26 protein-coding genes are annotated in these 22,536 nt (G+C 68.3%); 10 read left to right on the forward strand and 16 right to left on the reverse strand.

Annotated elements, in window-relative coordinates; all coding sequences use genetic code 11:
* Window positions 1-22 precede the first annotated feature (22 nt).
* The 5 genes from ACWPXK_RS14730 to ACWPXK_RS14750 form a co-directional block, all read right to left on the reverse strand.
* Entirely contained in the window at window positions 23-643 is a 621-nt protein-coding gene (locus ACWPXK_RS14730; RefSeq protein WP_454196676.1) for a hypothetical protein, read from the reverse strand.
* 123 nt (window positions 644-766) lie between these two features.
* Window positions 767-958, reverse strand: coding sequence for a hypothetical protein (locus ACWPXK_RS14735; RefSeq protein ID WP_454196677.1), 192 nt, complete (start codon window positions 956-958; stop codon window positions 767-769).
* 35 nt (window positions 959-993) lie between these two features.
* Window positions 994-1,320, reverse strand: coding sequence for a DUF3467 domain-containing protein (locus ACWPXK_RS14740; protein ID WP_454196678.1), 327 nt, complete (start codon window positions 1,318-1,320; stop codon window positions 994-996).
* A 95-nt stretch (window positions 1,321-1,415) separates the two neighbouring features.
* On the reverse strand, window positions 1,416-1,940 hold the full coding sequence (locus tag ACWPXK_RS14745) for a hypothetical protein (protein ID WP_454196679.1): 525 nt from the start codon (window positions 1,938-1,940) through the stop codon (window positions 1,416-1,418).
* Between the two features lie 238 nt (window positions 1,941-2,178).
* The gene (locus ACWPXK_RS14750) at window positions 2,179-3,042 is read right to left on the reverse strand and encodes a MetQ/NlpA family ABC transporter substrate-binding protein (protein WP_454196680.1); all 864 of its coding nucleotides are present in this window, start codon (window positions 3,040-3,042) and stop codon (window positions 2,179-2,181) included.
* A 131-nt stretch (window positions 3,043-3,173) separates the two neighbouring features.
* Here ACWPXK_RS14750 and ACWPXK_RS14755 point away from each other — a divergent pair, with 131 nt between their 5' ends.
* Genes ACWPXK_RS14755 through ACWPXK_RS14765 form a run of 3 tightly spaced genes read left to right on the forward strand, consistent with a single transcriptional unit; the run spans window position 3,174 to window position 5,735 of the window.
* Entirely contained in the window at window positions 3,174-4,046 is an 873-nt protein-coding gene (locus ACWPXK_RS14755) for a MetQ/NlpA family ABC transporter substrate-binding protein (RefSeq protein ID WP_454196681.1), read from the forward strand.
* Complete coding sequence (locus tag ACWPXK_RS14760) at window positions 4,043-5,059, forward strand: methionine ABC transporter ATP-binding protein (RefSeq protein ID WP_454196682.1); 1,017 nt, start codon at window positions 4,043-4,045, stop codon at window positions 5,057-5,059. The genes ACWPXK_RS14755 and ACWPXK_RS14760 overlap by 4 nt, the downstream gene beginning before the upstream one ends.
* A gap of 13 nt (window positions 5,060-5,072) precedes the next feature.
* Window positions 5,073-5,735, forward strand: a complete 663-nt coding sequence (locus tag ACWPXK_RS14765; RefSeq protein WP_454196683.1) for a methionine ABC transporter permease — start codon at window positions 5,073-5,075, stop codon at window positions 5,733-5,735.
* Between the two features lies 1 nt (window position 5,736).
* Here the strand turns inward: ACWPXK_RS14765 and ACWPXK_RS14770 are convergent, their stop codons facing one another.
* From ACWPXK_RS14770 to ACWPXK_RS14820, 11 genes are all read right to left on the reverse strand, one after another.
* Window positions 5,737-6,168 (reverse strand): DUF4189 domain-containing protein, encoded by a 432-nt coding sequence (locus ACWPXK_RS14770; protein ID WP_454196684.1) that lies wholly within the window; start codon window positions 6,166-6,168, stop codon window positions 5,737-5,739.
* Window positions 6,169-6,522: 354 nt separating this feature from the next.
* The gene (locus ACWPXK_RS14775) at window positions 6,523-6,897 is read right to left on the reverse strand and encodes a DUF4189 domain-containing protein (protein ID WP_454196685.1); all 375 of its coding nucleotides are present in this window, start codon (window positions 6,895-6,897) and stop codon (window positions 6,523-6,525) included.
* Window positions 6,898-7,225: 328 nt separating this feature from the next.
* A complete protein-coding gene (locus tag ACWPXK_RS14780) occupies window positions 7,226-7,597 on the reverse strand; it encodes a metal-sulfur cluster assembly factor (RefSeq protein ID WP_454196686.1) in 372 nt (123 codons plus the stop codon).
* Between the two features lie 28 nt (window positions 7,598-7,625).
* A complete protein-coding gene (sufU, locus tag ACWPXK_RS14785; protein WP_454196687.1) occupies window positions 7,626-8,093 on the reverse strand; it encodes a Fe-S cluster assembly sulfur transfer protein SufU in 468 nt (155 codons plus the stop codon).
* Window positions 8,094-8,096: 3 nt separating this feature from the next.
* Complete coding sequence (locus tag ACWPXK_RS14790; RefSeq protein ID WP_454196688.1) at window positions 8,097-9,350, reverse strand: cysteine desulfurase; 1,254 nt, start codon at window positions 9,348-9,350, stop codon at window positions 8,097-8,099.
* A gap of 1 nt (window position 9,351) precedes the next feature.
* Window positions 9,352-10,128: a Fe-S cluster assembly ATPase SufC gene (gene sufC, locus ACWPXK_RS14795; protein ID WP_454196689.1), complete on the reverse strand. Its 777-nt coding sequence runs from the start codon at window positions 10,126-10,128 to the stop codon at window positions 9,352-9,354.
* Window positions 10,129-10,167: 39 nt separating this feature from the next.
* Window positions 10,168-11,379 carry a Fe-S cluster assembly protein SufD gene (gene sufD, locus ACWPXK_RS14800; RefSeq protein ID WP_454196690.1) on the reverse strand — a complete coding sequence of 404 codons (1,212 nt, stop codon included), beginning with the start codon at window positions 11,377-11,379 and terminating at the stop codon, window positions 10,168-10,170.
* Window positions 11,379-12,815, reverse strand: coding sequence for a Fe-S cluster assembly protein SufB (gene sufB, locus ACWPXK_RS14805; RefSeq protein WP_454196691.1), 1,437 nt, complete (start codon window positions 12,813-12,815; stop codon window positions 11,379-11,381). The genes sufD and sufB overlap by 1 nt, the downstream gene beginning before the upstream one ends.
* Complete coding sequence (locus ACWPXK_RS14810) at window positions 12,812-13,621, reverse strand: helix-turn-helix transcriptional regulator (protein ID WP_454196692.1); 810 nt, start codon at window positions 13,619-13,621, stop codon at window positions 12,812-12,814. Before ACWPXK_RS14810 ends, sufB begins: the two co-directional genes overlap by 4 nt.
* Window positions 13,622-13,930: 309 nt before the next feature.
* On the reverse strand, window positions 13,931-14,950 hold the full coding sequence (locus ACWPXK_RS14815) for an alcohol dehydrogenase catalytic domain-containing protein (RefSeq protein ID WP_454196693.1): 1,020 nt from the start codon (window positions 14,948-14,950) through the stop codon (window positions 13,931-13,933).
* A 27-nt stretch (window positions 14,951-14,977) separates the two neighbouring features.
* Window positions 14,978-15,682, reverse strand: coding sequence for a TetR/AcrR family transcriptional regulator (locus ACWPXK_RS14820; RefSeq protein WP_454196694.1), 705 nt, complete (start codon window positions 15,680-15,682; stop codon window positions 14,978-14,980).
* A gap of 94 nt (window positions 15,683-15,776) precedes the next feature.
* On the opposite strand from ACWPXK_RS14820, the gene mptB reads away from it, so the two are divergent.
* The 7 genes from mptB to ACWPXK_RS14855 all read left to right on the forward strand — a co-directional run bounded on the left by mptB (window position 15,777) and on the right by ACWPXK_RS14855 (window position 22,528).
* Complete coding sequence (mptB, locus tag ACWPXK_RS14825; RefSeq protein ID WP_454196695.1) at window positions 15,777-17,459, forward strand: polyprenol phosphomannose-dependent alpha 1,6 mannosyltransferase MptB; 1,683 nt, start codon at window positions 15,777-15,779, stop codon at window positions 17,457-17,459.
* Entirely contained in the window at window positions 17,456-17,680 is a 225-nt protein-coding gene (locus ACWPXK_RS14830; RefSeq protein WP_454196696.1) for a hypothetical protein, read from the forward strand. Before mptB ends, ACWPXK_RS14830 begins: the two co-directional genes overlap by 4 nt.
* The gene (locus ACWPXK_RS14835; protein WP_454196697.1) at window positions 17,677-18,609 is read left to right on the forward strand and encodes an ABC transporter ATP-binding protein; all 933 of its coding nucleotides are present in this window, start codon (window positions 17,677-17,679) and stop codon (window positions 18,607-18,609) included. The genes ACWPXK_RS14830 and ACWPXK_RS14835 overlap by 4 nt, the downstream gene beginning before the upstream one ends.
* Entirely contained in the window at window positions 18,606-19,397 is a 792-nt protein-coding gene (locus ACWPXK_RS14840; protein WP_454196698.1) for an ABC transporter permease, read from the forward strand. The genes ACWPXK_RS14835 and ACWPXK_RS14840 overlap by 4 nt, the downstream gene beginning before the upstream one ends.
* A 68-nt stretch (window positions 19,398-19,465) precedes the next feature.
* The gene (locus tag ACWPXK_RS14845) at window positions 19,466-20,434 is read left to right on the forward strand and encodes a COX15/CtaA family protein (RefSeq protein WP_454196699.1); all 969 of its coding nucleotides are present in this window, start codon (window positions 19,466-19,468) and stop codon (window positions 20,432-20,434) included.
* A 28-nt stretch (window positions 20,435-20,462) separates the two neighbouring features.
* Entirely contained in the window at window positions 20,463-21,446 is a 984-nt protein-coding gene (pip, locus tag ACWPXK_RS14850; RefSeq protein WP_454196700.1) for a prolyl aminopeptidase, read from the forward strand.
* Between the two features lie 203 nt (window positions 21,447-21,649).
* Window positions 21,650-22,528, forward strand: coding sequence for a universal stress protein (locus tag ACWPXK_RS14855; RefSeq protein ID WP_454196701.1), 879 nt, complete (start codon window positions 21,650-21,652; stop codon window positions 22,526-22,528).
* Window positions 22,529-22,536: the final 8 nt, after the last annotated feature.

Raw genomic sequence — 22,536 nt, forward strand, 5'->3', positions numbered from 1 at the left:
CACCGAACTGGTCGGCCGGGGGTCAGCTCTGGGCCGCCCGTTCCCGGCCTTCCTCGAAGAATTGCAGCAGCGCGGCCACGGTGTTCACCTTGTCGCGCGGACGCAGCGCGCCGAACGGCGCGTTCCAGAAATCGCCGCTGCGCGGGGTCCACGGTCCGACATAGGCGTACGGTCCGGGATGCGCGTCGTCGCCCGGCGACACGCCATAGTTCACCTCGTCCAGCGTGCTCGCCAGATCGAAATGCTCCGGCCACAGCACCGGCGTCACATCGGGTGCCAGGCAGCGTAACGCCCTGTCCCCCACCGCGAACCACTCCTCGATCAGCCCGGCCGCCGACGGATCCAGCTCGATCGCGGCGTCGGGATCGACACCGGTCATGTCCGAATAGGACCCTTCCGGCGCTCCCGGTTCGAAGCCCGCCACCCGCGCCACCTCGCGGTAGGTGCCCTCCAGTAGGGTCCGCCCCTCCGGCCACACCAACTCGGCGCCGACGACCGAAACAGGCCACCGCACACCCCCGAATCCCCCGTGCACGGCCCGCAGCCGGATTGTGCCGAACTCCCGGTACTGCGGCCCCGCGATCAGCAACTCCGCCGTCGCGTGCAGTGCCTGTCTCGACCGCAGATACGTCAACTCGTCCACTCCGGCATCATGTCCACTTCGGCCGCCGGACCGCACGGGTTTCGCCGGATACCCGTGGCTTGGTCCAGAGCCCGGCGCAGCGGCGTGACGGCCGAGCGACCGCGCCGATCACCTGTCCCGCCCTCACCCGACGCTGCCGGCGGGCCGCCCGGAGACGATGGGATGGGATGTCGGCGCCGGTCGTGGAGCGACGGTGACGGGCTGGTAACGGCGACCGGTGATGGGTTCGGGCTGATACCGCACGGCCGGATCGGGCATGACCGAGCGGTCGAGCGCACAGGCGACGAGGATGACCGGGCCGGACCGGGTGACCATCGCGGGTTTCTCCTGACGCATAATCGGCTCGACGGTTATTCGCCGAGGTGGGTGATGTGCCCGAACTGGCGTTCGTAGTTGCTCATCGCATCGTTGAGCGTCTGCATCAACCGGAAGATCAACGCGGGCGGGAATTTGACCCGGGATACCACCTGCACGGGCTGCCGCATCACCGGCCCGTCGCTCTTGACCGCACCGGGTTCGGCGGGCAGATAGACCAGGAAGTCGACGGTGAAATCAGTACGGTTGTACCAGCAGGTGAATCCGTTCGCATATACCCCGGCGCTCAGCACCTCGGGTACCACCACCTCGACATCGACCCCCGGCTCCTCCGCCGGGGGAGGCGGGGTCTGATCACTCATCGCCACCCACCTCTCCCGGACCGGCGAACCGAACGCACCGGGCTTCCGGTGCGCCGGTCCGTCGGCGCGTACTCACTCGGTATCCGCCCGCCGGGTCAGCGACCCTGCAGCTGCCGGGCCTGCTGGCGGATCTGATGCAGCTGCATCTCCCACTGGCCGGACCGATCCTGGGTGCGGCTGGCCTGGTCCTCCGCCTGCTGCGCCAGCTGCGTGGCCTGATCGGCCTGATCCTGCGCGGAGGCCGCGCGCTGCTGAGACTGATTGGCTTCCCCTTGGGCCTGCTGGGCCTGGTTTTGGGCCCGGTCGGCCTCGCTTTGGGCCTGCTGGGCTTGATTCGCCGCCAGAATGGCCTGCTGCCGGGCCTGCTGAGCTTGCTGATTGGCCTGGTTGGCGTCCTGCTGGGCCATCTGCGCCTGATGCTGCACCTGACGAGCCTGCGCCTGGGCTTGCCGCGCCAACCCGCTGGCCTGCATCGCGTACTGGCGGGCACTCTGTGCCTCCTGCCGCGCCTCGTCCAACCGCATCCGCAGCATCTCCACCTCCCCCCGGACATCCGCCATCTCCTCACGCCGACCCTCCGACATCGTCCTGCTTTCGGTGGCCATGTCCTGTGCTGCCATAACCGAGCTCCCTTCCAGGAAAGTAAGTGGATTCCGACTGGGACGAACTCGCGTGACCGGACCCATTCTCACACCCAGCCCCACGACCATTAGCAACTTTGCAGCAACCATCAGGAAACGCTGCTGTAACGCGGCCTGCGGTTTCCATCGGCGGAACAACCAGCAATTAACCGACCGCGAGCAAACCCCAGGCGAACCGGCAGGCAGCTGCCCGCACCGTGCCGCTATCCGCGCCCCGCTACTTGCGGAATCGAGCCTCGAGTTCGGCCAGCGTCGCCTGGAGGTCGGCGGGGGTATTGGTCTTGAAGATGCCCTGATAGCCGGTTTCCGCGCGGACGGCGGCCGCTACCTCCGGATCGTGGTAGAGCTGGGCGAGTTTGCGCAGGGTCGGATCGTCCTTGTCGGCGGCGCGGGCGGCGAAGACGTTGATGTACTGCTTCAGCTCCGGGCGCTCGGGGTCGTCGGTGTAGATGACCTCGTCGACGGTCAGGCCCGCGGGGCGGGCGAAAGTGTCGTCGACAAACGCGGCGTCGGCGCTGCCCAGCGATTGAGCGGTGAGCGTCGGATCAATCGGCGTGAGCTTCACCCGGGAGCCGCCGGGGTCCACGTCCTCGATCTTGGAATCCCAGCTCGCGCCGCCCTTCAGCACGATGAGGCCGGCCGCGGCGAGGCTCAGCAGCGGGCGCACCTGATTGGCCGGATTGTTGCTCAGCGTGATCTGGCCACCCTTCGGGATGTCGGCCACCGACTTGTGCTTGCGCGAGTACAGCGTCAACGGGAAGATCTCGGTCGCGCCGATCGGCACCAGGGTGTCGTTGTTGCGCACGTTGTAGTTGGCCAGATACCGCACGTGCTGGAACTTGTTGAGATCGATGCGTCCTTGCGCGAGCGCGGGATTGGGCTGGTTGTAGTCGGTGAAATTGGTGAACTCCACCGTGATGCCCTGCTCGGCGGCCTTCTTCCGGTAGACCTCCCAGTGCGGCAGCGACAGGTCGTTCACCCCGATGCGGACCACGTCGGAGCGGTCCGCGCCACCGCAGCCCACCACGGCGACGGCTAAGACGGACACGATCGGGACCAGCAGTCGGTGGCTGAAGCGCATTGCCAGCAAACTAGACGATCGTACAATTCCGGCCGACGGTTTCGCTCACCACAATCGAAAACGTTGCCGCTCGTTCGCCCTCGCCGCTTGGATGACCGGGTTCATATCGCGACGAGCAATCGGGAGCACGAGTGAAATTCCATCGGGTACTGGCGATCCCGGTCCTGGTAGCGACCGCGGCCCTGACCTTGACGGGCTGCGGCGGTGACGACGCCTCGTCGGAGAAGGTAGTGCGGATCGGCACCACCGACAAGGATCGCTCCTGGGATGTCTTCGAGCAGCGGGCCAAGGACAAGGGCATCACGCTGCGGATCACCAACTTCTCCGACTACAAGCAGCCCAATCTCGCGCTGTCGCAGAAGCAGATCGACATCAACCTGTTCCAGCACCTGCAATTCCTCGGTGCTTACAACGTCGCGAACAACGACACGCTGACGCCCATCGGTTCCACCTACATCGTGCCGCTCGGCCTGTATTCGAAGAAGCACAAGTCGCTGGCCGACATTCCGCCGGGCGCGGAGATCGCGATCCCGAACGACCCGACCAACCAGGCGCGGGCGCTGTTCGTGCTGGAGGCCGCCGGTCTGCTGAAGCTGTCGTCCGACACCAAGGCGCCCTCCCCTGCCGACATCGACAAGGCAGCGTCGAAGGTGCGCGTGACGCCGGTCGACGCCGCACAGACCGCGCTGTCGCTGGCTTCGGTCGACGGATCGATCGTCAACAACACCTTCCTGGAGCGCTCCGGCATCGACCCGCACTCGGCGCTGTACAAGGACGATCCGAAGAACCCGGCCGCCGAGCCGTACATCAACGCGCTCGTCACTCGCGCCGAGGACAAGAACGACCCGGTCTATTTACAGCTGGCCGAACTCTGGCACGATCCCGAGGTGCAGAAGGCGCACAACGACGTGACCAAGGGCACCGCCGTCGAGGTGCGGCGCAGCGGACCGGAACTGGAGCAGATCCTGCAGCGGGTGCAGCAGACCATCCGCGACGGCAAGTGAGCGACCCGGCCGTTCCCGCGGTCGAGTTCCGGTCGGTCACCAAGGTTTTCGGCAAGGGCGCGCAGCGCAATGTCGCGCTCGATGCCATCGACCTGCGCATCGAGCAGGGCGAGATCTTCGGCGTGATCGGCTATTCCGGTGCGGGAAAGAGCACGCTGGTCCGGCTGATCAACGCGCTGGAGAAACCGACCAGCGGCACCATCGAGATCTACGGCACGCCCATCACCGGTGTGCCGGAGGCGCAGGTGCGGCGGCTGCGGCGCGACATCGGGATGGTGTTCCAGCAGTTCAACCTGTTCCGGTCGCGCACGGCCGCGGGGAATGTCGAGTACCCGCTGAAAGTGGCGGGCTGGAAACGCGCGGAACGCAAGGCGCGCGTCGCCGAACTGCTCGACTTCGTCGGACTGTCGGACAAGGCGCGCAGCTATCCGGATCAGCTGTCCGGCGGCCAGAAGCAGCGTGTCGGCATCGCCAGGGCGCTGGCCACGTCGCCGTCGCTGCTGCTGGCCGACGAGTCGACCTCGGCGCTGGACCCGGAGACCACCGGCGAGGTGCTGCGGCTACTGCGGAAGATCAATCGCGAGCTCGGCGTCACCATCGTGGTCATCACCCACGAGATGGACGTCATCCGCGCGGTCGCCGACCGGGTCGCGGTGCTCGCGGAGGGACGGATCGTGGAACTCGCCGGCACCTTCGAGGTCTTCGCCACGCCGCAGGCCGCGCCCACGCGGTCATTCGTCGAGACAGTGCTGCACAATCGCCCGTCCGGGGACGAACTGCGCCGCCTCGCCGAGCGCCACGGCGGGCGGCTGGTCACGGTCGATGTCGACGACCGGCGCGGTATCGGTGCGGCGCTGGCCGCGGCGGCACAGGCGGACGTCCGGTTCGAGGTGGTCTACGGCGGGGTGAGCAGCTTGCAGAAGAAGACTTTCGGCAGCCTCACCCTGGCGCTGCACGGTCCCGACGACGCCGTCGACAAGGTGGTCGCCGAACTCGAACGCCGAACGGCCTGACAGGAGTCGCGCCATGCATACCGATTGGGACAAACTCCGCCCGGTGCTGAACGAGGCCATCGGCACCACCCTCTACCTGGTGGCGATCACCTTCGTGGTCGGCGGCTTCGTCGGGCTGCTGCTCGGTACCGCGCTCTACACCACCCGCAAGGGCGGGCTGCTGGCGAACGCGCCGATCAACCTGTTGCTCAACGTGATCGTCAACGTGGTGCGGCCGATCCCGTTCATCATCCTGCTCGCCGCGCTCGGCCCGGTGACGCTCGAGGTGGTGGGCACGACCATCGGCACCGAGGCGGCGGCGTTCGTGATGATCGTCGCGGCGTCGTTCGGCATAGCGCGCATCGTCGAGCAGAACCTGGTGACGGTCGATCCCGGCGTGATCGAGGCGGCGCGCGCGGTGGGCGCGGGCCCGCTGCGGATCATCCTGACCCTGCTGATCCCTGAAGCGCTCGGCCCGTTGATTCTCGGCTATACGTTCGTGGTGATCGCGATCGTCGACATGTCCGCGATGGCGGGCACGGTCGGGGGTGGCGGCCTCGGCGACTTCGCTCTGGTCTACGGGTATCAGCGCTTCGATTGGCAGGTCACGCTGGTCGCGACGCTGATCATCATCGCGGGTGTGCAGGGCATCCAGTTCTCCGGCAACTGGCTGGCCCGGAAAGTGTTGCGCCGCTGAGCTATCCGGCTGTCATCGTGCAGACCGTGAGGCGCACTGTGGCGGGGCGAGGCACGGCGCTGCCGAGATCGGGGAAGGGCGGGGCGCTGGGACCGAGGAACTCGATGGCCCGGCGTTCGGCGTCGGCCCGGGTGGTCGCCCACGCCCAACCATGGCGACCGTCGGCGCCCCGGACCAGCGACCCGCAGGCATTCCAGAACTGCACGACCGTCCGGCAGTCGCTGACACCGCACTGGGAACGGGCGGCGGTCTCGGCCGCGGCGGCGGTCGAGAAGTTGACCGCCGACCCGATCGCGCCGGTGCTCGACGAAAGCGCAATCGCGCCATGGTAAGCCCCGGCCGCACGCGCTTGGCCCGCAGGACTGCCGACTACGGCGCAGGTGGCGGCGGACACCACCGCCAGACCGAGAGCAGCCTTGTGCGGCACCGACATGTGATCCTCCCCGTCTTCGACAGATTCCGGGCTCAGATCATCGTCCAGCTCACTTGCTCTGTCCAAAACCGGGACTTCCCACGCTGGGCGGCAGTGACCACGTCGATCACTGTGCTCGTCGCGGACCTACTCGATCGGCAACTGGTTGCCGTTGCGAGCGTGACCTCGGACCGGGCCTGTGCGGAAGGGAAACAGCCGACACCGCACCCGAATCGTCTAGCTACCGCGGGGTTTTCGGACGGCTCACCGTGCGGTGGCTCCGAACCCGGCTTTCACGAGAAGGCGAGCCCAGGTCGACCGACGCGAACGGGCCCGGTCCCCTCGGGGATCCGGGCCCGGAATCTCACCGTCGAATCAGCGGGCGTTGCTTGTGCAGACGACCTCGACGATCTTCGCGCCGCTCAGGCTGGCGGAGCCGACGTTGGCGAGCTGCGCCGTCGGGGTGATCTGCGCGAGCCGCTGATAGGCGGCACGCTCGGCCTCGGCCCGGTTCGGACCGGACGCCGCGGCCACACCCTCGTTGCTCTCGGCCAGCGCACCGCATCCGTTCGCCCAAGAGGCCAGCACCTCGCAGTCGGCGGCACCGCAGTTGGCGAGCGCCGCGGCCCTCGCCTCGTCGAAGCCCGCCTCATCGGTGCTCACCCCGTACGTCCAAGAGCCGCCGCTCACCGCGATCGCCGCGTACGAGCCCGCCGCATTCGCCGATCCCGCGCCCAACACCGATCCCACCGCAAGGCTGCTTACCGCGACGGCAAAGCCGACCTTACCCATCAATCTCATCGAACAGTCTTTCTCTTGGGATGCGCCCCGGAATCGGAACCACCGCAATCATTGCCGCTGTCCTCGAATCCGTCCAAATGCGGGACGAGTACGCCGATGCCGCATGACGACCCCGGAAGCCTGACGCAGCGCCAGGACATGGGACGGGCCCGGATCGTTGCGATCCGGGCCCGATGTCGAACGGCGCTACGCGAAGGCAGGAGGTACGCACAAGCGGCGCTGCCGGACGTAGTCCGTCCTCAGCCCGCGCATGGCCGGAGCGAAGGCGGAGGTACGCCTAAACCGTGAAGCCGAGCGCGCGCAGCTGTTCGCGTCCGTCCTCGGTGATCTTGTCCGGACCCCACGGCGGCATCCAGACCCAGTTGATCTTCAGGTCTTCCACCAGTCCGCTGCGCACCAGCGCGTTGCGCGACTGGTCCTCGATGACATCGGTCAGCGGGCAGGCCGCGGAGGTCAGCGTCATGTCGAGGACGGCGACGTTGTCCTGGTCGACGCGCAGTCCGTAGACCAGGCCCAGGTCGACGACGTTGATACCGAGTTCCGGGTCGACGACATCGCGCATCGCCTCTTCGATGTCCTCGAGCAGCTTGATGTCCTCGGCGGACAGCTCGACCTGCTCGGCCGTGTCGGTGGCCGGTGTGTCACTCATGACGCTTTCCCGTCTCCCATCGGACGCTTCACTTCTGTTCTGCCGTGCCAGCGGGCTGCTCGGGGCCGATCCGCAGGACAGCGTCCTTGAACGCCATCCACCCGAGCAGCGCGCACTTCACCCGTGCGGGGTACTTCGACACCCCGGCGAGGGCGATGCCGTCACCGATCACGTCTTCGTCGCCTTCGATGGTGCCGCGGCTGGAGATCATCTCGCTGTAGGAGTCGACCACCTTCAGCGCCTGCTGCACCGGCAGCCCGATGACCTGATCGGTGAGGATCGAGGTGGCGGCCTGGCTGATCGAGCAGCCCTGCCCATCGTAGGAGACGTCGGCGACGTCGCCGTTGTCGTCCAGCGCAACGCGCAGGGTCACCTCGTCGCCGCAGGTCGGGTTCACGTGGTGCACCTCGGCCCCGAACGGCTCCCGCAGCCCGCGGTGATGCGGGTGCTTGTAGTGGTCCAGGATCACTTCCTGGTACATCTGCTCCATGCGCATGTCTTATGCAACCCCGAAGAAGCTCTGCGCCTTCCGCACCGCGGCGACCAGCGCGTCCACCTCGGCAACGGTGTTGTAGACCGCGAAGGATGCGCGGGCGGTGGCGGCGATACCGAAACGCCGGTGCAGCGGCCACGCACAGTGGTGGCCAACCCGGATGGCGACGCCCTCGTCGTCCAGGATCTGCCCGACATCGTGGGCGTGGATGCCGTCGACCACGAACGACACCGCACCGCCGCGGTCGATGTTCTCGGCCGGGCCGATAACCCGCACGCCGTCGATCCCGGCCAGCCCTTCCAGCGCCGCGCTGACCAGCGTGTGCTCGTGTGCGGCAACGGCTTCCATGCCGATCTCTTCCAGATACCGCACGGCCGCGCCCAATCCGACCACCTGCGAGGTCATCGGCACGCCCGCCTCGAACCGCTGCGGCGGCGGGGCATAGGTGCTGTGGTCCATGAACACCGTCTCGATCATGGACCCGCCGGTGATGAACGGCGGCACCTCCTCCAGCAGCGCGCGGCGGCCGTAGAGCACGCCGACGCCCGAGGGGCCGAGCATCTTGTGCCCGGAGAAGGCGGCGAAATCGACGCCGAGCTCGCGGAAGTCCACCGGCATGTGCGGCACCGACTGGCAGGCGTCGAGCACCACCAGCGCACCGACATTCTTGGCCCGGCGCACCAATTCGGCGACCGGGGCGACCGCGCCGGTGACGTTCGACTGATGGGTGAACGCGACCACCTTCGTGGCGGGCGACAATTCCAGCGAGTCGAGGTCGATGCGGCCGTCCTCGGTGACCCCGTACCACTTCAGCGTCGCGCCGGTGCGGCGGGCCAGCTCCTGCCAGGGCACCAGATTCGCGTGGTGCTCCAGCTCGGTGATGACGATCTCGTCGCCCGGCCCGACGTGGTACGGGAACCGGTGGTCGGCGAACGCGTAGGTCACCAGGTTCAGCGACTCGGTGGCGTTCTTCGTGAAGACGATCTCGCCCGCGTCGACACCGACGAACCGCGCGATATCGGCCCGCGCGCCCTCATAGGCGTCGGTCGCCTCCTCGGCCAGCTGATGCGCGCCGCGGTGCACCGCCGAGTTGCTGGTGATCAAGAAGTCGCGTTCGGCCTCGAGCACCCCGATCGGCCGCTGCGCGGTCGCGCCGGAGTCCAAGTACACCAACGGTTTCCCGTCCCGAACCGTGCGGCTCAGGATCGGGAAGTCGGCCCGGATGCGGGCGACGTCGAGGGTGCGGACCGTAGCGGTCATATCAGGCTCCAGCGGTAGCAGTCTGGGTGAAGCGGACGTAGCCGTTGGCATCGAGTTCCTCGGCGAGCTCGGGGCCGCCCTCGGCGACGATGCGGCCGCCGACGAAGACGTGCACGAATTCCGGCTGGATGTAGCGCAGGATGCGGGTGTAGTGCGTGATCAGCAGGACGCCGCCGTCCTCGCGCTCCTTGTAGCGGTTGACGCCCTCGGAGACGATGCGCAGCGCGTCGACGTCCAGGCCGGAGTCGGTCTCGTCCAGGATCGCGATCTTCGGCTTGAGCAGGCCGAGCTGCAGGATCTCGTGGCGCTTCTTCTCACCGCCGGAGAAGCCCTCGTTCACGCTGCGGTCGGCGAAGGCGGCGTCGATCTCCAGCTCGCTCATCGACTCCTTCACCTCCTTGACCCAGTGCCGCAGCTTGGGGGCCTCGCCGCGGATGGCGGTAGCGGCGGTGCGCAGGAAGTTCGACATCGAGACGCCGGGAACCTCGACCGGGTACTGCATGGCGAGAAACAGGCCCGCACGCGCGCGCTCGTCGACCGACATCTCCAGCACGTCCTCGCCGTCCAGCGTGATCGAGCCGGAGGTCACCGTGTACTTCGGGTGACCGGCGATCGCGTAGGACAGCGTCGACTTGCCGGAGCCATTCGGGCCCATGATCGCGTGCGTCTCACCGGATTTCACCGTGAGGTTCACGCCCTTGAGGATCTTGATGGGCTCGCCGGACTCGTCGGGGTTGGCGACCTCGACGTGCAGGTCCTTGATTTCCAGAGTCGTCATCGAATTCGAATTCCTTTTGCAGGGTGAGTGGTTCGGGTTTCAGACGCCGATCGCGGCGAGTTCGGCTTCGATGGCCGACTCCAGCCGCTCCCGGATCTCGGGCACCGCGATCTTCTGGATGAGTTCGTGGAAGAAGCCGCGCACCACCAGGCGGCGAGCGGCGTCCTCCGGGATACCGCGGGCGCGAAGGTAGAACAGCTGCTCGTCGTCGAACCGACCGGTGGCACTCGCGTGCCCGGCACCGACGATCTCGCCGGTCTCGATCTCCAGATTCGGCACCGAATCGGCGCGGGCGCCGTCGGTGAGCACCAGGTTGCGGTTCACCTCGAAGGTGTCGGTGCCTTCGGCGGCGGCGCGGATCAGCACGTCGCCGACCCACACGGTGCGGGCGTCACCCTTGGGCGAATGCGGGTCGCCTTGCAGCGCACCCTTGTACAGCACGTTCGACTTGCACTGCGGCACCGCGTGGTCGACCAGCAGACGCTGCTCGAAGTGCTGGCCTGCGTCGGCGAAGTAGAGGCCGAGCAACTCGGCGTCGCCCCCGGGGCCGTCGTAGCGCACGGTGGCGGTGAGGCGCACCAGATCGCCGCCGAGGGTGACCGCGATGTGCCGCAGCGTGGCGTCCCGACCCACCTTGCCGTGGTGCGCGGTGGCGTTCACGGCGTCGTCGGCCCAGTCCTGGACCGCGACGACGGTCAGCTTCGCGCTGTCACCGAGCACGAATTCCACGTTCTCGGCGTAGGTTCCGCTGCCACGCTGGTCGATCACCACGGTCGCGACCGCGAAGGCGTCCAGCCTGATCTGCAGGTGTCCGTAGGCGGTCTTGCCCTCGCCGGGGCCGGTGACCGTGATGATGACCGGTTCAGCGACCTCGGTCTCCGCGCCGACCGACACGATGGTGGCCGATTCGAAGCCCGAATAAGCCTGGGCGGCAACCCGGTCCGCCGGCACACCCGCCTCGCCGAGGCGAGAGTCGGTGCGCGTCACGGTCTCGACCTTCACACCGGCGACCTGGGTGACCTCGACCGTGGCCGCGCCGTCCCGGACGGCGGTGCCGTCGTGCAGCCCGCGCAAGCGGCGCAGCGGCGTGAACCGCCACGCCTCGTCATGCGAGGAGGGCACCTCGAAGGCGTTCACGTCGTATGAGGTGAAGACCTCGCCCTTGTTGGTCGCGGCCCCTGCGCCCGGGTTCTGAATCGGCTTGGCCGTGGGGTTCTCGCCCTCGACCGCTCCAATCACACCAGTCGCCATCAGCCAACGGCCCCTTCCATCTGCAGCTCGATGAGCCGGTTCAGTTCCAATGCGTATTCCATCGGCAGTTCCTTGGCGATCGGCTCGACGAAGCCGCGCACCACCATCGCCATCGCCTCGTCCTCGGTGAGGCCGCGGCTCATCAGGTAGAACAGCTGGTCCTCGGAGACCTTGGAGACGGTCGCCTCGTGGCCCATGGTCACGTCGTCCTCGCGGATATCGACGTAGGGGTAGGTGTCGGAGCGGCTGATCGTGTCGACCAGCAGCGCGTCGCACTTCACCGTGGACTTCGAGCCGTGCGCGCCCTTGTTCACCTGCACCAGGCCGCGGTAGGAGGCCCGGCCGCCGCCGCGCGCCACCGACTTCGACACGATGGTCGAGGAGGTGTGCGGGGCGAGGTGCAGCATCTTCGCGCCGGTGTCCTGGTGCTGGCCTTCACCGGCGAAGGCCACCGAGAGCACCTCGCCCTTGGCGTACTCGCCGGTCATCCAGACGGCCGGATACTTCATGGTGACCTTGGAGCCGATGTTGCCGTCGATCCACTCCATGGTCGCGCCCGCCTCGGCCTTGGCCCGCTTGGTGACCAGGTTGTAGACGTTGTTGGACCAGTTCTGGATGGTGGTGTAGCGGCAGCGGCCGCCCTTCTTCACGATGATCTCCACCACCGCGGAGTGCAGCGAGTCCGACTTGTAGATCGGCGCGGTGCAGCCCTCGACGTAGTGCACGTAGGCGCCCTCGTCGACGATGATCAGCGTCCGCTCGAACTGGCCCATGTTCTCGGTGTTGATCCGGAAGTAGGCCTGCAGCGGGATGTCGACGTGCACGCCCGGCGGCACGTAGATGAACGAGCCGCCCGACCACACCGCGGTGTTCAGCGCCGAGAACTTGTTGTCACCGGCGGGGATCACCGAGCCGAAGTACTGCTGGAAGATCTCCGGGTGCTCCTTGAGACCGGTGTCGGTGTCCAGGAAGATCACGCCCTGGGCCTCCAGGTCCTCGCGGATCTGGTGGTAGACGACCTCGGACTCGTACTGCGCGGCAACACCGGCGACCAGCCGCTGCTTCTCCGCCTCCGGGATGCCCAGCTTGTCGTAGGTGTTCTTGATGTCCTCGGGCAGCTCGTCCCAGGACGCGGCCTGCTTCTCGGTCGAGCGCACGAAGTACTTGATGTTGTCGAAGTCGATGCCGTCGAGGTTGGAGCCCCAGTTCGGCATGGGCTTGCGATCGAAGATCCGCAGTGCCTTGAGCCGCTGCTCGAGCATCCAGACCGGCTCGTCCTTCTTCGCCGAGATGTCGCGGACAACCGCCTCGGACAGACCTCGTTGCGCACTGGCGCCGGCCACATCCGAATCGGCCCAGCCGTAACCGTATTTGCCCAGCGAGGCGATGGTCTCTTCCTGGGTGAGCGGTTGCACCTGGTCGGTGGTCGTCGTCATTCGGCACTCCTTCCGGAGTCGTTCGTTCGTACCGCTGCGGGCTGTGCAGCGGTTTGTGCTGACGTTGTGGTCTGGGCTATCGGTGGCACCACCAGCGGCACGTGCGTGGTGCAGGCGCAGTCGCCGTTGGCGATCGTCGCCAGTCGCTGCACGTGCGTGCCGAGCAGCTCACGGAACGCCTCGAGTTCGGCCGCGCACAATTGCGGGAACTCCTCGGCGACGTGCGAGACCGGGCAGTGGTGCTGGCAGATCTGCACGCCCGCGCCCACCTTGCGGGTGGTGGCGGCGAAACCGGCGTCGGTGAACGCCTCGGCGATCTCCTCGGCCTTGGCCTCGGTCCGCTCCGGGGTGTGCTCCGCGACCGGTTCGATCCCGGCCACGATAGTGCGTGCCCGTTGGCGAGCGAACTCGGTGATGGCCTGGTCGCCGCCGATCTTGCCGAGCTGTCGCATGGCGGCTCCGGCCAGATCGTCGTAGGCGTGGCCCAGTTTGCCTCGTCCCGCCGCGGTGAGCTGGTATTGCTTGGCCGGGCGACCGCGGCCCTTCTGCTGCCACGGCGCCGATCGGCTGGCTCGTGCCTGACCGGACTCGATCAGGGCGTCCAAGTGCCTGCGCACGCCCGCCGGGGCCAGGCCCAGCCTGCTCCCGATGGCGGTCGCGGTGATCGGCCCTTCCTCCAGCAGCAACTGGACGATGGCCGCACGGGTATGTCCCTCGCCGCCGACCGTCGCGGGCGCAGCGACCGACCCGGCGTCGGCTCTGCGACCGGCTCCTGCGTCGTCTCTCCGCAAACCCACGGTTTTCACAACATCAGTGTGGCGGAATTCGTTCCCGAAATCTAATAAGGGTCCCCTGAGTTCTCGACCCGACTGACCTGCGCGAATCGGGCGGCGACGAGCGTCCTTCCGGGGCGGTGCGGGACGGGTGCCGACGGGCCGCAAACCGCGACCTGTGCGGGGCTCCACCCGGCTGACCTGCAGATAGACAAGGCTGGACGAATCCGGCCGGTGAGCGCTCAACCATCGCCGACCAGTCCTCACCCTCAGCAGGCTCGATCCACGCGGCTGTCGGCGCTTCGGTGAGCGGGCGGAGTGCGATTGGTCACAGAGTGACGCTCACCGCACCGCGACCAGCTTCATCGGGGTCTCCAGCAGTGCCTCTACAGCGTCGTCCCACGCGGCCGTGGCGGTGGTGACCAGTGACGGATCGAAGCGGCCCGTGGCGACCAGATCGAGAATGGCGGGAATGACGGGTCGAACGTGCGCGCGGCCGGTGTGGAAGGTGCAGCAGCGGTTGTACATGTCGAGGACCGGCAGCGCGACATCCTGCAACTGGACGCTGACGCTGGTGCACCAGCCGTCGTAGGCGGTCGCAGCGATCGCCGCGCGCAGCGCCTTCGCCCCGCCCGCCGCCTCCACGATGATCGGGAACCGGCCGACTCGAGCCTCCGGTGGTCCCTCGACCGCCTCCGTGCCCAAGGATTTCGCGATCTCCAGTCGTTCGACGGAGTCGTCGAGATAAACGACGCGGGCGGAGCCGAGGGCGACAGCGAGCCCCGCGGCGTACAGGCCGATCGACGACGCGGCGGGGCCGCCGATCACCAGGACTTCGGCACCCGGGTCGTCGGCCAGTTGCGGCCCGACCGAGCGGTAGGCGTCCGGGATGTTGTCGCTGGCGCTGGCGACAGCGACCGGATCGACACCCGGCGGCAGCGCGACGAGCATGGCGTCGGCGTGCGGCACCAACGTCAGGTCGGCCCACAGCCCGCCCCATCCGAGCCCGCCCATCGCGCCGAGCCCGAAGGTGGACAGCCGCGGATGGCTGCCACAGTTCCCGGTCCGGCCCCGCGTGCACGCCCGACAGCTGCCGCACGAAATCTGGAACGGCACCACTACGAGATCGCCGACGACGACACTACGGACCTCCGGGCCGATCGCGACCACTTCTGCGACCCCCTCGTGCCCGAACGGGTAGGGCCCGGCCAGTGGGAACGTGCCGCGCAGGACGGAGGGGTCGATGTCGCAGGTGGCCAGCGCGACCGGCCGCACCAGCGCCTGGTCTGACCCGCTCAGCTCGGGTTCGGGATGTTCTTCCCAGCGCATTTCACCGGGACCGGTCAGCATCAGACGCTTCATCGTCCGAGTGTCGCTAGAACGTTCTTTCTAGTCAAGGTTCGACGATGATCGCCCCTTCTCCACTGGTGTTTCCGGAATATTTCCGGCCGACGCATCCGCGACCTCGGGGCCGGCGACGTCGGGCCTGGTTCCGGCGGCCGACTCATGCCCCGCCGCGCCCGCATGCACCGACGCGAACGCCGACCGGATGAGCCGCTCCATCGATACCGCCATGGTCCGCAACGGCACATCCGATTGCCTGAGCCGGGCCAAAATCGTCGCACCCTCGTACGCGGCGACCACCGTGGTGGCCAACGAGGCCGCTTCTTCCTCGCCGAGTCCGAGCTCGGCGAGCAGACCGGCGAAAGCCTGCTCCATCGTGTCGAAGGCGGTCACGCAGGCCGAACGCACCGCCTCGACGTCGCTGCCGCCGTCGAGCGCGGGTGTCCCGATCGGGCACCCATCGGTCCAGTCCGAGTCCGCGAGTTTGGCGACCATGTATTCGAACAGCGTCGCCATGGTGGCGAACACATCGTTCGGGGCCTGCCGGATCATCCGGCCGGTCAGCACCCCGGTGCCGGTGATCGCGGCGACCGCGATCTCCTCCTTGCCGCCGGGAAAGTGGTGGTAGATCGAGCCGTACGGCAGTTCCGCCGCGTCGCTCAACGCCTTCAGCCCGAACCCGTGATACCCGTGTCGCGCCAGTAGCCTGCACGCGGCGACCTCGATTCGCCGCCTGGACTCCGAAACCATGCGTCGATTGTGCCGCGCTGACGGGAGAGGTCCGATCGGAACGAGCGGTGCCCGTTCGCGGTGGGCGACCGCCGCCCGAACTAGGCTTCGTCTCGTGGCGGTACTGGAGGGCGCGCGGCGCAGGACACTGGCGTTCGGGCGCCGGGCACTCGGACTCGATGTGCCCACGCCCGATCACACGATCGCGGTGCTGCATCGGGACGAATCGGAAGTGCCCGGTCTCGACCGCAAAGAGCTGGCGCAGCTGGAGCGGATCCGCCTGATGGGCGCGACGGGCACGGTGCTGATGGCGATCAGCGCGCTCGGCATCGGCGCGCAGCCGGTGCATCAGAACCCGACCTCCGGTGTCCGCGTGCTCGGCATCTTCGCCCGTGCGCACACCGGCTCGCTGGCCATGTGCATGACCGGCACCGTCGTGGTGGTGCTGGCCTGGCTGCTGCTGGGCCGGTTCGCGGTGGGCGGCATCGGCGGCTCCCCCATCCACCGGCTGACCCGCTCGCAGCTGGACCGCACGCTGTTGCTGTGGATCATCCCGCTCAGCGTGGCGCCGCCGCTGTTCAGCAACGACGTGTACTCCTATCTGGCGCAGAGCGAGATCGCCGCGCGCGGCATCGATCCCTATGAGGAGGGGCCGGTCGCGGGGCTGGGCATCGACAACGTCCTCACCAACAACGTTCCGACTATTTGGCGTGATACTCCCGCGCCGTACGGTCCGCTGTTCCTCTGGATCGGTCGCGGAATCGCCGAACTCACCGGCGACAACATCATCGCGGGCGTCTGGGTGCACCGGATGCTGGCGCTGGGTGGCGTCGCGCTGATCGTCTGGGCGCTGCCGCGGCTGTCGGTGCGCTGCGGCGTCGCGCCGGTGAGCGCGCTGTGGCTCGGCGCGGCCAACCCGCTGGTGCTGTTCCACCTGGTCGGCGGCGTCCACAACGACGCGCTCATGCTCGGGCTGATGCTGGCCGGACTCGAGTTCTGCCTGCGCGCCATCGAGGACACCCACCCGTTCGACGGCCGCGCCTACGCCTGGCTGACCAGCGGCGCGGTCATCATCACGCTCTCCTCGTCGATCAAATTCACCTCGATCATCGCGCTCGGCTTCGTCGGGATGGCGCTCGCCCGGCGCTGGGGCGCCTCGCTGCGCACCGTCGCCATCGCGGCCGCCATGCTCGGCGCGATCGCCGTCGGCACCACACTTTTCGTGAGTTCGGCGAGCGGGCTCGGCTTCGGCTGGATCTACACCCTGAACACCGCGAGCGTGGTGCGCAGCTGGATGTCGCTGCCCACGGTGCTCGGCATCATCACCGGATTCGGCGGCGTGCTGCTCGGACTCGGGGACCACACCACCGCGCTGCTGAGCATCACCCGGCCGATCGCGGCGGTGGTCGCGGGCTTCTTCACGGTGCGCATGCTGGTGGCCACCGGCACCGGGCGGCTGCACGCGGTGGGAGCGCTCGGCGTGGCGCTGGGCGCCATCGTGCTGCTGTTCCCGGTGGTGCAGCCGTGGTATCTGCTGTGGGCGATCGTGCCGATGGCCGCGTGGGCCACCCGGCCGGTGTTCCGCGTTCCGGCGGTGGTCTTCTCGGCGGTCGTGAGCGTGATCCTGATGCCGCGCGGCGCAAACCTCGAGGTGTTCCAGATCGTGGGCGCCGCCATCGCCACCGTGATCGTCGGAGTGCTGTTCATCGTGATCACGCGCAACGTGCTGCCGTGGCGTGGGCAGACGGGGGTGTCGGCTCCGTCACAGGTGCCCACCTCTTACGGTGTGAGATCGTGACCGAGCGCAGCGAGGGAACCAATCAACACAGCACCTACGGGCACGACGCAGCCGAGCGCCAGCGAGGCGGAGTCGTGACCGAGCGCAGCGAGGGAACCAATCAACACAGCACCTACGGGCACGACGCAGCCGAGCGCCAGCGAGGCGGAGTCGTGACCGAGCGCGGCGAGGGAGCCATCCAGACAGCGGGCGCAACGCGGCCGAGCGAGGCGAAGTCGTGACACTGACTTCCGGACCTGCCGTCAGCGTCGACGGTGTCGTCAAGCGTTACGGCGAGACAACGGCGGTGGACGGCTTGACGTTCGACGTCGAACCGGCGCAGGTGCTCGCGCTGCTCGGACCGAACGGGGCGGGCAAGACCACCACGGTGGAGATGTGCGAGGGGTTCGCCGCACCGGACGCGGGTGCGGTGCGGGTGCTCGGCCTGGACCCGATCGCCGATTCCGAACGGCTTCGTCCCCGCATTGGCGTCATGCTCCAAGGCGGCGGCGCGTATCCGGGTGCGCGAGCGGGCGAAATGCTCGATCTGGTGGCCGCCTATTCCGCCGATCCGCTCGATCCCGATTGGCTGCTGCGCACGCTCGGTCTTCAGGACAACCGGCGCACGCCCTACCGTCGTCTCTCCGGCGGCCAGCAGCAGCGTCTCGCGCTGGCCTGCGCACTGGTGGGCAAGCCGGAGATCGTCTTCCTGGACGAGCCGACCGCCGGTCTGGACGCCCAGGCCAGGCTGATGGTCTGGGAACTGATCGACGCCCTGCGCCGCGACGGGGTGACCGTGGTGCTCACCACGCACATGATGGACGAGGCCGAGCAGCTCGCCGACCAGCTGGTGATCATCGACCACGGCCGCATCGTCGCCTCCGGGACTCCGGCCGAGGTCACCGCACATGGCGCGGCCGGTCAGCTGCGGTTCTGCGCGCCGGCCAAACTGAATTTGGATTTGTTGAAGGCGGCGCTGCCGGAAGGCTTCGCGCCCAGGGAGACCGCACCGGGCACGTATCTGGTGGAGGGCGAGATCACTCCGCAGGTGCTCGCGACCGTCACCGCGTGGTGCGCGCGAATGGATGTGCTGGCCACCGACATCCGGATCGATCAGCGCCGTCTCGAAGACGTCTTCCTGGAACTGACCGGACGGGATTTGCGCGGATGAGCACGCACGATTCGACCGCCAACCGCTTCGCGCCGGGCACCTTCACCCCCGCCCCCCGCCCGAGTTCCCGCTCCGCGATGATGCTCGCGCAGACCCGGCTCGAGCTGATCCTGTTGCTGCGCAATGGCGAACAGCTGCTGCTGACCATGTTCATCCCGATCACGCTGCTGGTCGGTCTGAGCCTGCTGCCGTTCGGCGACCTGGGCACGCACCGGGTGGACACCATCGTGCCCGCGGTGATGATGGTCGCCGTGATGTCCACCGCGTTCACCGGTCAGGCCATCGCGGTCGGCTTCGACCGCCGCTACGGCGCGCTCAAGCGGCTCGGCGCGACGGCATTGCCGCGCTGGGGTGTCATCGCGGGCAAGAGCGCGGCGGTGCTCATCGTCGTGGTGCTGCAAGCGGTCCTGCTCGGCCTGATCGGCGTCACGCTGGGCTGGCGACCCGAACCCCTCGGGCTGCTGCTGGGCGCCGCGGTGATCGCGCTGGGCACCGCCACCTTCGCGGCGATGGGCCTGCTGCTCGGCGGCACGCTCAAGGCCGAGGTGGTGCTCGCGCTGGCGAACATCCTGTGGTTCGTCATGCTCGGCATCGCCAGCATCGTGTTCGCCCGCGACGACCTGCCGACCGCGGTGAGCGTGCTGGCCCGGCTGGTGCCCTCGGGCGCGCTGGCGATCGCCTTGGAGGACGCGATGCGCGACAGCCTCGACTGGTTCGGCCTGGCCGTGCTCGCCGTGTGGGGCGCGGTGTCCGGAGTCCTCGCGACCAGGCTGTTCCGCTTCCACTGAGCCAGCCAACGACGGAATGTAGTAGACCGGGTGCGGTGGCCCGATCCGGCCGGGCTACCATTTTCGACGTGCTGTATCGCGCGTTCCTGCGACTCGTCGACAAGCTGCCGCTGCCCTCGTTGCGGGTGCAGCGCCTGATCGCGGTCGCGGTGATCCTCTCCCAGGCGGGCATCTCGGTCACCGGCGCCGTCGTGCGAGTCACCGCGTCCGGTCTCGGTTGCCCCACCTGGCCGCAGTGCTTCCCCGGCAGCTTCACGCCGGTCGCGGTGTCGGAGGTTCCGGCGATCCACCAGACCGTCGAGTTCTCCAATCGACTGCTCACCTTCGTCGTCTCGCTGTGCGCCGGGCTGATCGTGCTCGCCGTGACCCGCGCGCGGCGACGCCGCGAAGTGTTGGCGTACGCGTGGCTGATGCCCGGCGGCACGGTCGTGCAGGCCATCATCGGCGGTATCACGGTGCGCACCGGACTGCTGTGGTGGACCGTCGCGACGCACCTGCTCGCGTCCATGGTGATGGTCTGGCTCGCGGTGGTGCTGTACGCCAAGATCGGCGAACCCGACGACGGCGTCGACACCGTGCAGGCGCCCGCGCCGCTGCGCTGGCTCACCGGGCTCACCGGCGTCGCGCTCGGCGCCGTCTTGATCGCGGGCACCCTGGTGACCGCGGCGGGTCCGCACGCGGGCGACAAGAGCATCGAGCGGCCCGTCGAGCGGCTGGAGGTCGAGATCGTCACGCTGGTGCACCTGCACTCGCAGCTGCTGGTCGGATATCTCGCGCTGCTGATCGGCCTGGCCTTCGGCCTGTTCGCCGTCGGCATCACCCCCGCGGTACGCACCCGGCTGTTGGTCCTGCTCGGATTGGTCTGCTCGCAGGCGCTGATCGGCGTCGTGCAGTACTTCACCGATGTGCCCGCGGCGCTGGTCGTCGTGCACGTCGGCGGGGCCGCGGCCTGCACCGCCGGTACCGCGGCGCTCTGGGCCTCGCTGCGCACCAGGGAGCGGGTCGGCGCACCGGCCCCCGCGACGCAGGCAGCCTGAGCGCCGTCCGCGGGTACCGTGGTCGTCCGTGTCCACGCCTGACCCGGAACCCGAAGCACCGCAGCCGTTTCCCGACCTCGACCCGTACGCCCACGGGCTGCTCGACGTCGGGGAGGGCCAGCGGATCTACTGGGAGACCAGCGGTAATCCGACCGGCAAACCGGCACTGGTCGTACACGGCGGCCCCGGCGGCGGAGGACGGCGGGGCGCGCGGAAGTCGTTCGACCCGCAGGTCTACCGGATCGTCCTGTTCGATCAGCGCGGGTGTGGGGAGAGTCTGCCGCACGCTTCCGACCCCACGGTCGACATGGCGCACAACACCACCGACCACCTGATCGCCGACATGGAACGGTTGCGCGAGCACCTCGGCATCGATCGGTGGCTGCTGTACGGCGGTTCCTGGGGGTCGACGCTGATCCTCGCCTACGCCCAGCGCTACCCGGAGCGGGTCAGCGAGATCGTGCTCGTCGGGGTCACGATGACCAGACCCGAAGAGATCGACTGGCTCTATCGTGGCGTCGCGCGGCTGCTGCCCGAGCAGTGGGAGAGCTTCCGCGCCGGAGTTCCCCTCGCCGATCGCGACGGCGACCTCGTCGAGGCTTATCGCAAGCTGATGGAAAGCCCCGACGCGGCTACGCGGGAGCTGGCGGCGCGGCGCTGGTGCGCCTGGGAAGACGCGGTGATCGCCCACGAAAACCTCGGCAGCCCCGGCCAATACAGCGCCAAGCCGGACGCGGGGCAATTGGCTTTCGTGCGGATCTGCACGCACTACTTCGCCAACGCCGCCTGGCTGGAGGACGGGCAATTGCTGCGCGATGCGTACCGGCTCGCGGGCATCCCCGGCGTGCTGATCCACGGCAGGCTCGACCTGAGCGGTCCGCTGTATACGGCATGGCAACTGGCGCAGGCCTGGCCCGATGCCGAATTGCAGGTCATCGCGGATTCCGGGCACACCGGCAGCCCGGCCATGCGCACCGCCATCCTGCGGGCCATCGACCGGTTCGCCCGCTAGGGTCCGGACTGCCGCACGGGCCGGGTGGCCGGTCACCCACGTGGGCGCCGGTTACCAGGAAGCAACCCGGTCCGCACCGAAGATCTGGTCCCCCAATGAAGGGTCTTAGGTCCCTGTCATCGAGGCCCGGCGACCCCGTTCGGCGCGGGGGGTCGGCTGCAACTGTGAAGTCAACCACGTCGCAGCGATCAACCGGAGAACAGATGAGCACGCTCGCCGATCGCCAGTCGATCGTCGTCGGAATCGACGGCACCGCCACCGCGCTGGCGGCAGCCCGCTGGGCGGGTGCCATCGCGAATCGCCTGCGCGCCCCACTTGTGCTGCTCGGCGTCGCCCCCACCCTCGACTACCCGCTGACCTCGTCGTCGGGCATCAATCTGGTGCCCGAACTCCGGGCCGCGGCGAAGAACAAGCTCGACGAGGCGTTCGAGGCCGTACGCGCCGATCAGCCGCGGGTGGAAATCCGCCAGTTCGTCGAAGACGGCATGCCCGCACGCAAGCTGATCGAGCACAGCGCCGTCGCACGCATGATCGTCGTCGCGGCGAACTTCAGCGACCGGCTCACCACATTGCTCCTTGGATCAACCACCCTGACGGTCGCGAACAAGGCGGCCTGCCCGGTGACGGTGTGGCGTGGCAGCACCGACCAGCCGCTGCCGGACGGGCGGCCGGTGCTGGTCGGCGTCGACGGCAGCCTCGCCAGCACCGCGGCGGTCGGCGAGGCGTTCGAGCTGGCGTCGGCGCTGGACGTCGAGGTCGTCGCGTTGCACGCCTGGAACGACCCCGACCTGCTGCAGTGGACTCCGGTGCCGGACGCCTGGGAGACGCTGGCCCAGCAGGAGGAGGAACTGCTGTCCGAGCGCATGGCCGGGTGGAGCGAAAAGTACCCGGACACCACCGTCACCAAAGTGGTCCAGAAGAACACGCCCGCGCAGGCGCTGCTCGAATACGCCGAGAGCACGCAGCTGGTGCTGACCGGCAGCCGCGGGCACAACCGTCTCACCGGACTTCTGGTCGGATCGACCAGCCAGAATCTCCTGCACCACGCCCCGAACCCGGTTGTCATCTGCCGTGAACGCTAGGACCGCGA

The organism is Nocardia sp. Marseille-Q1738 (assembly GCF_965283145.1).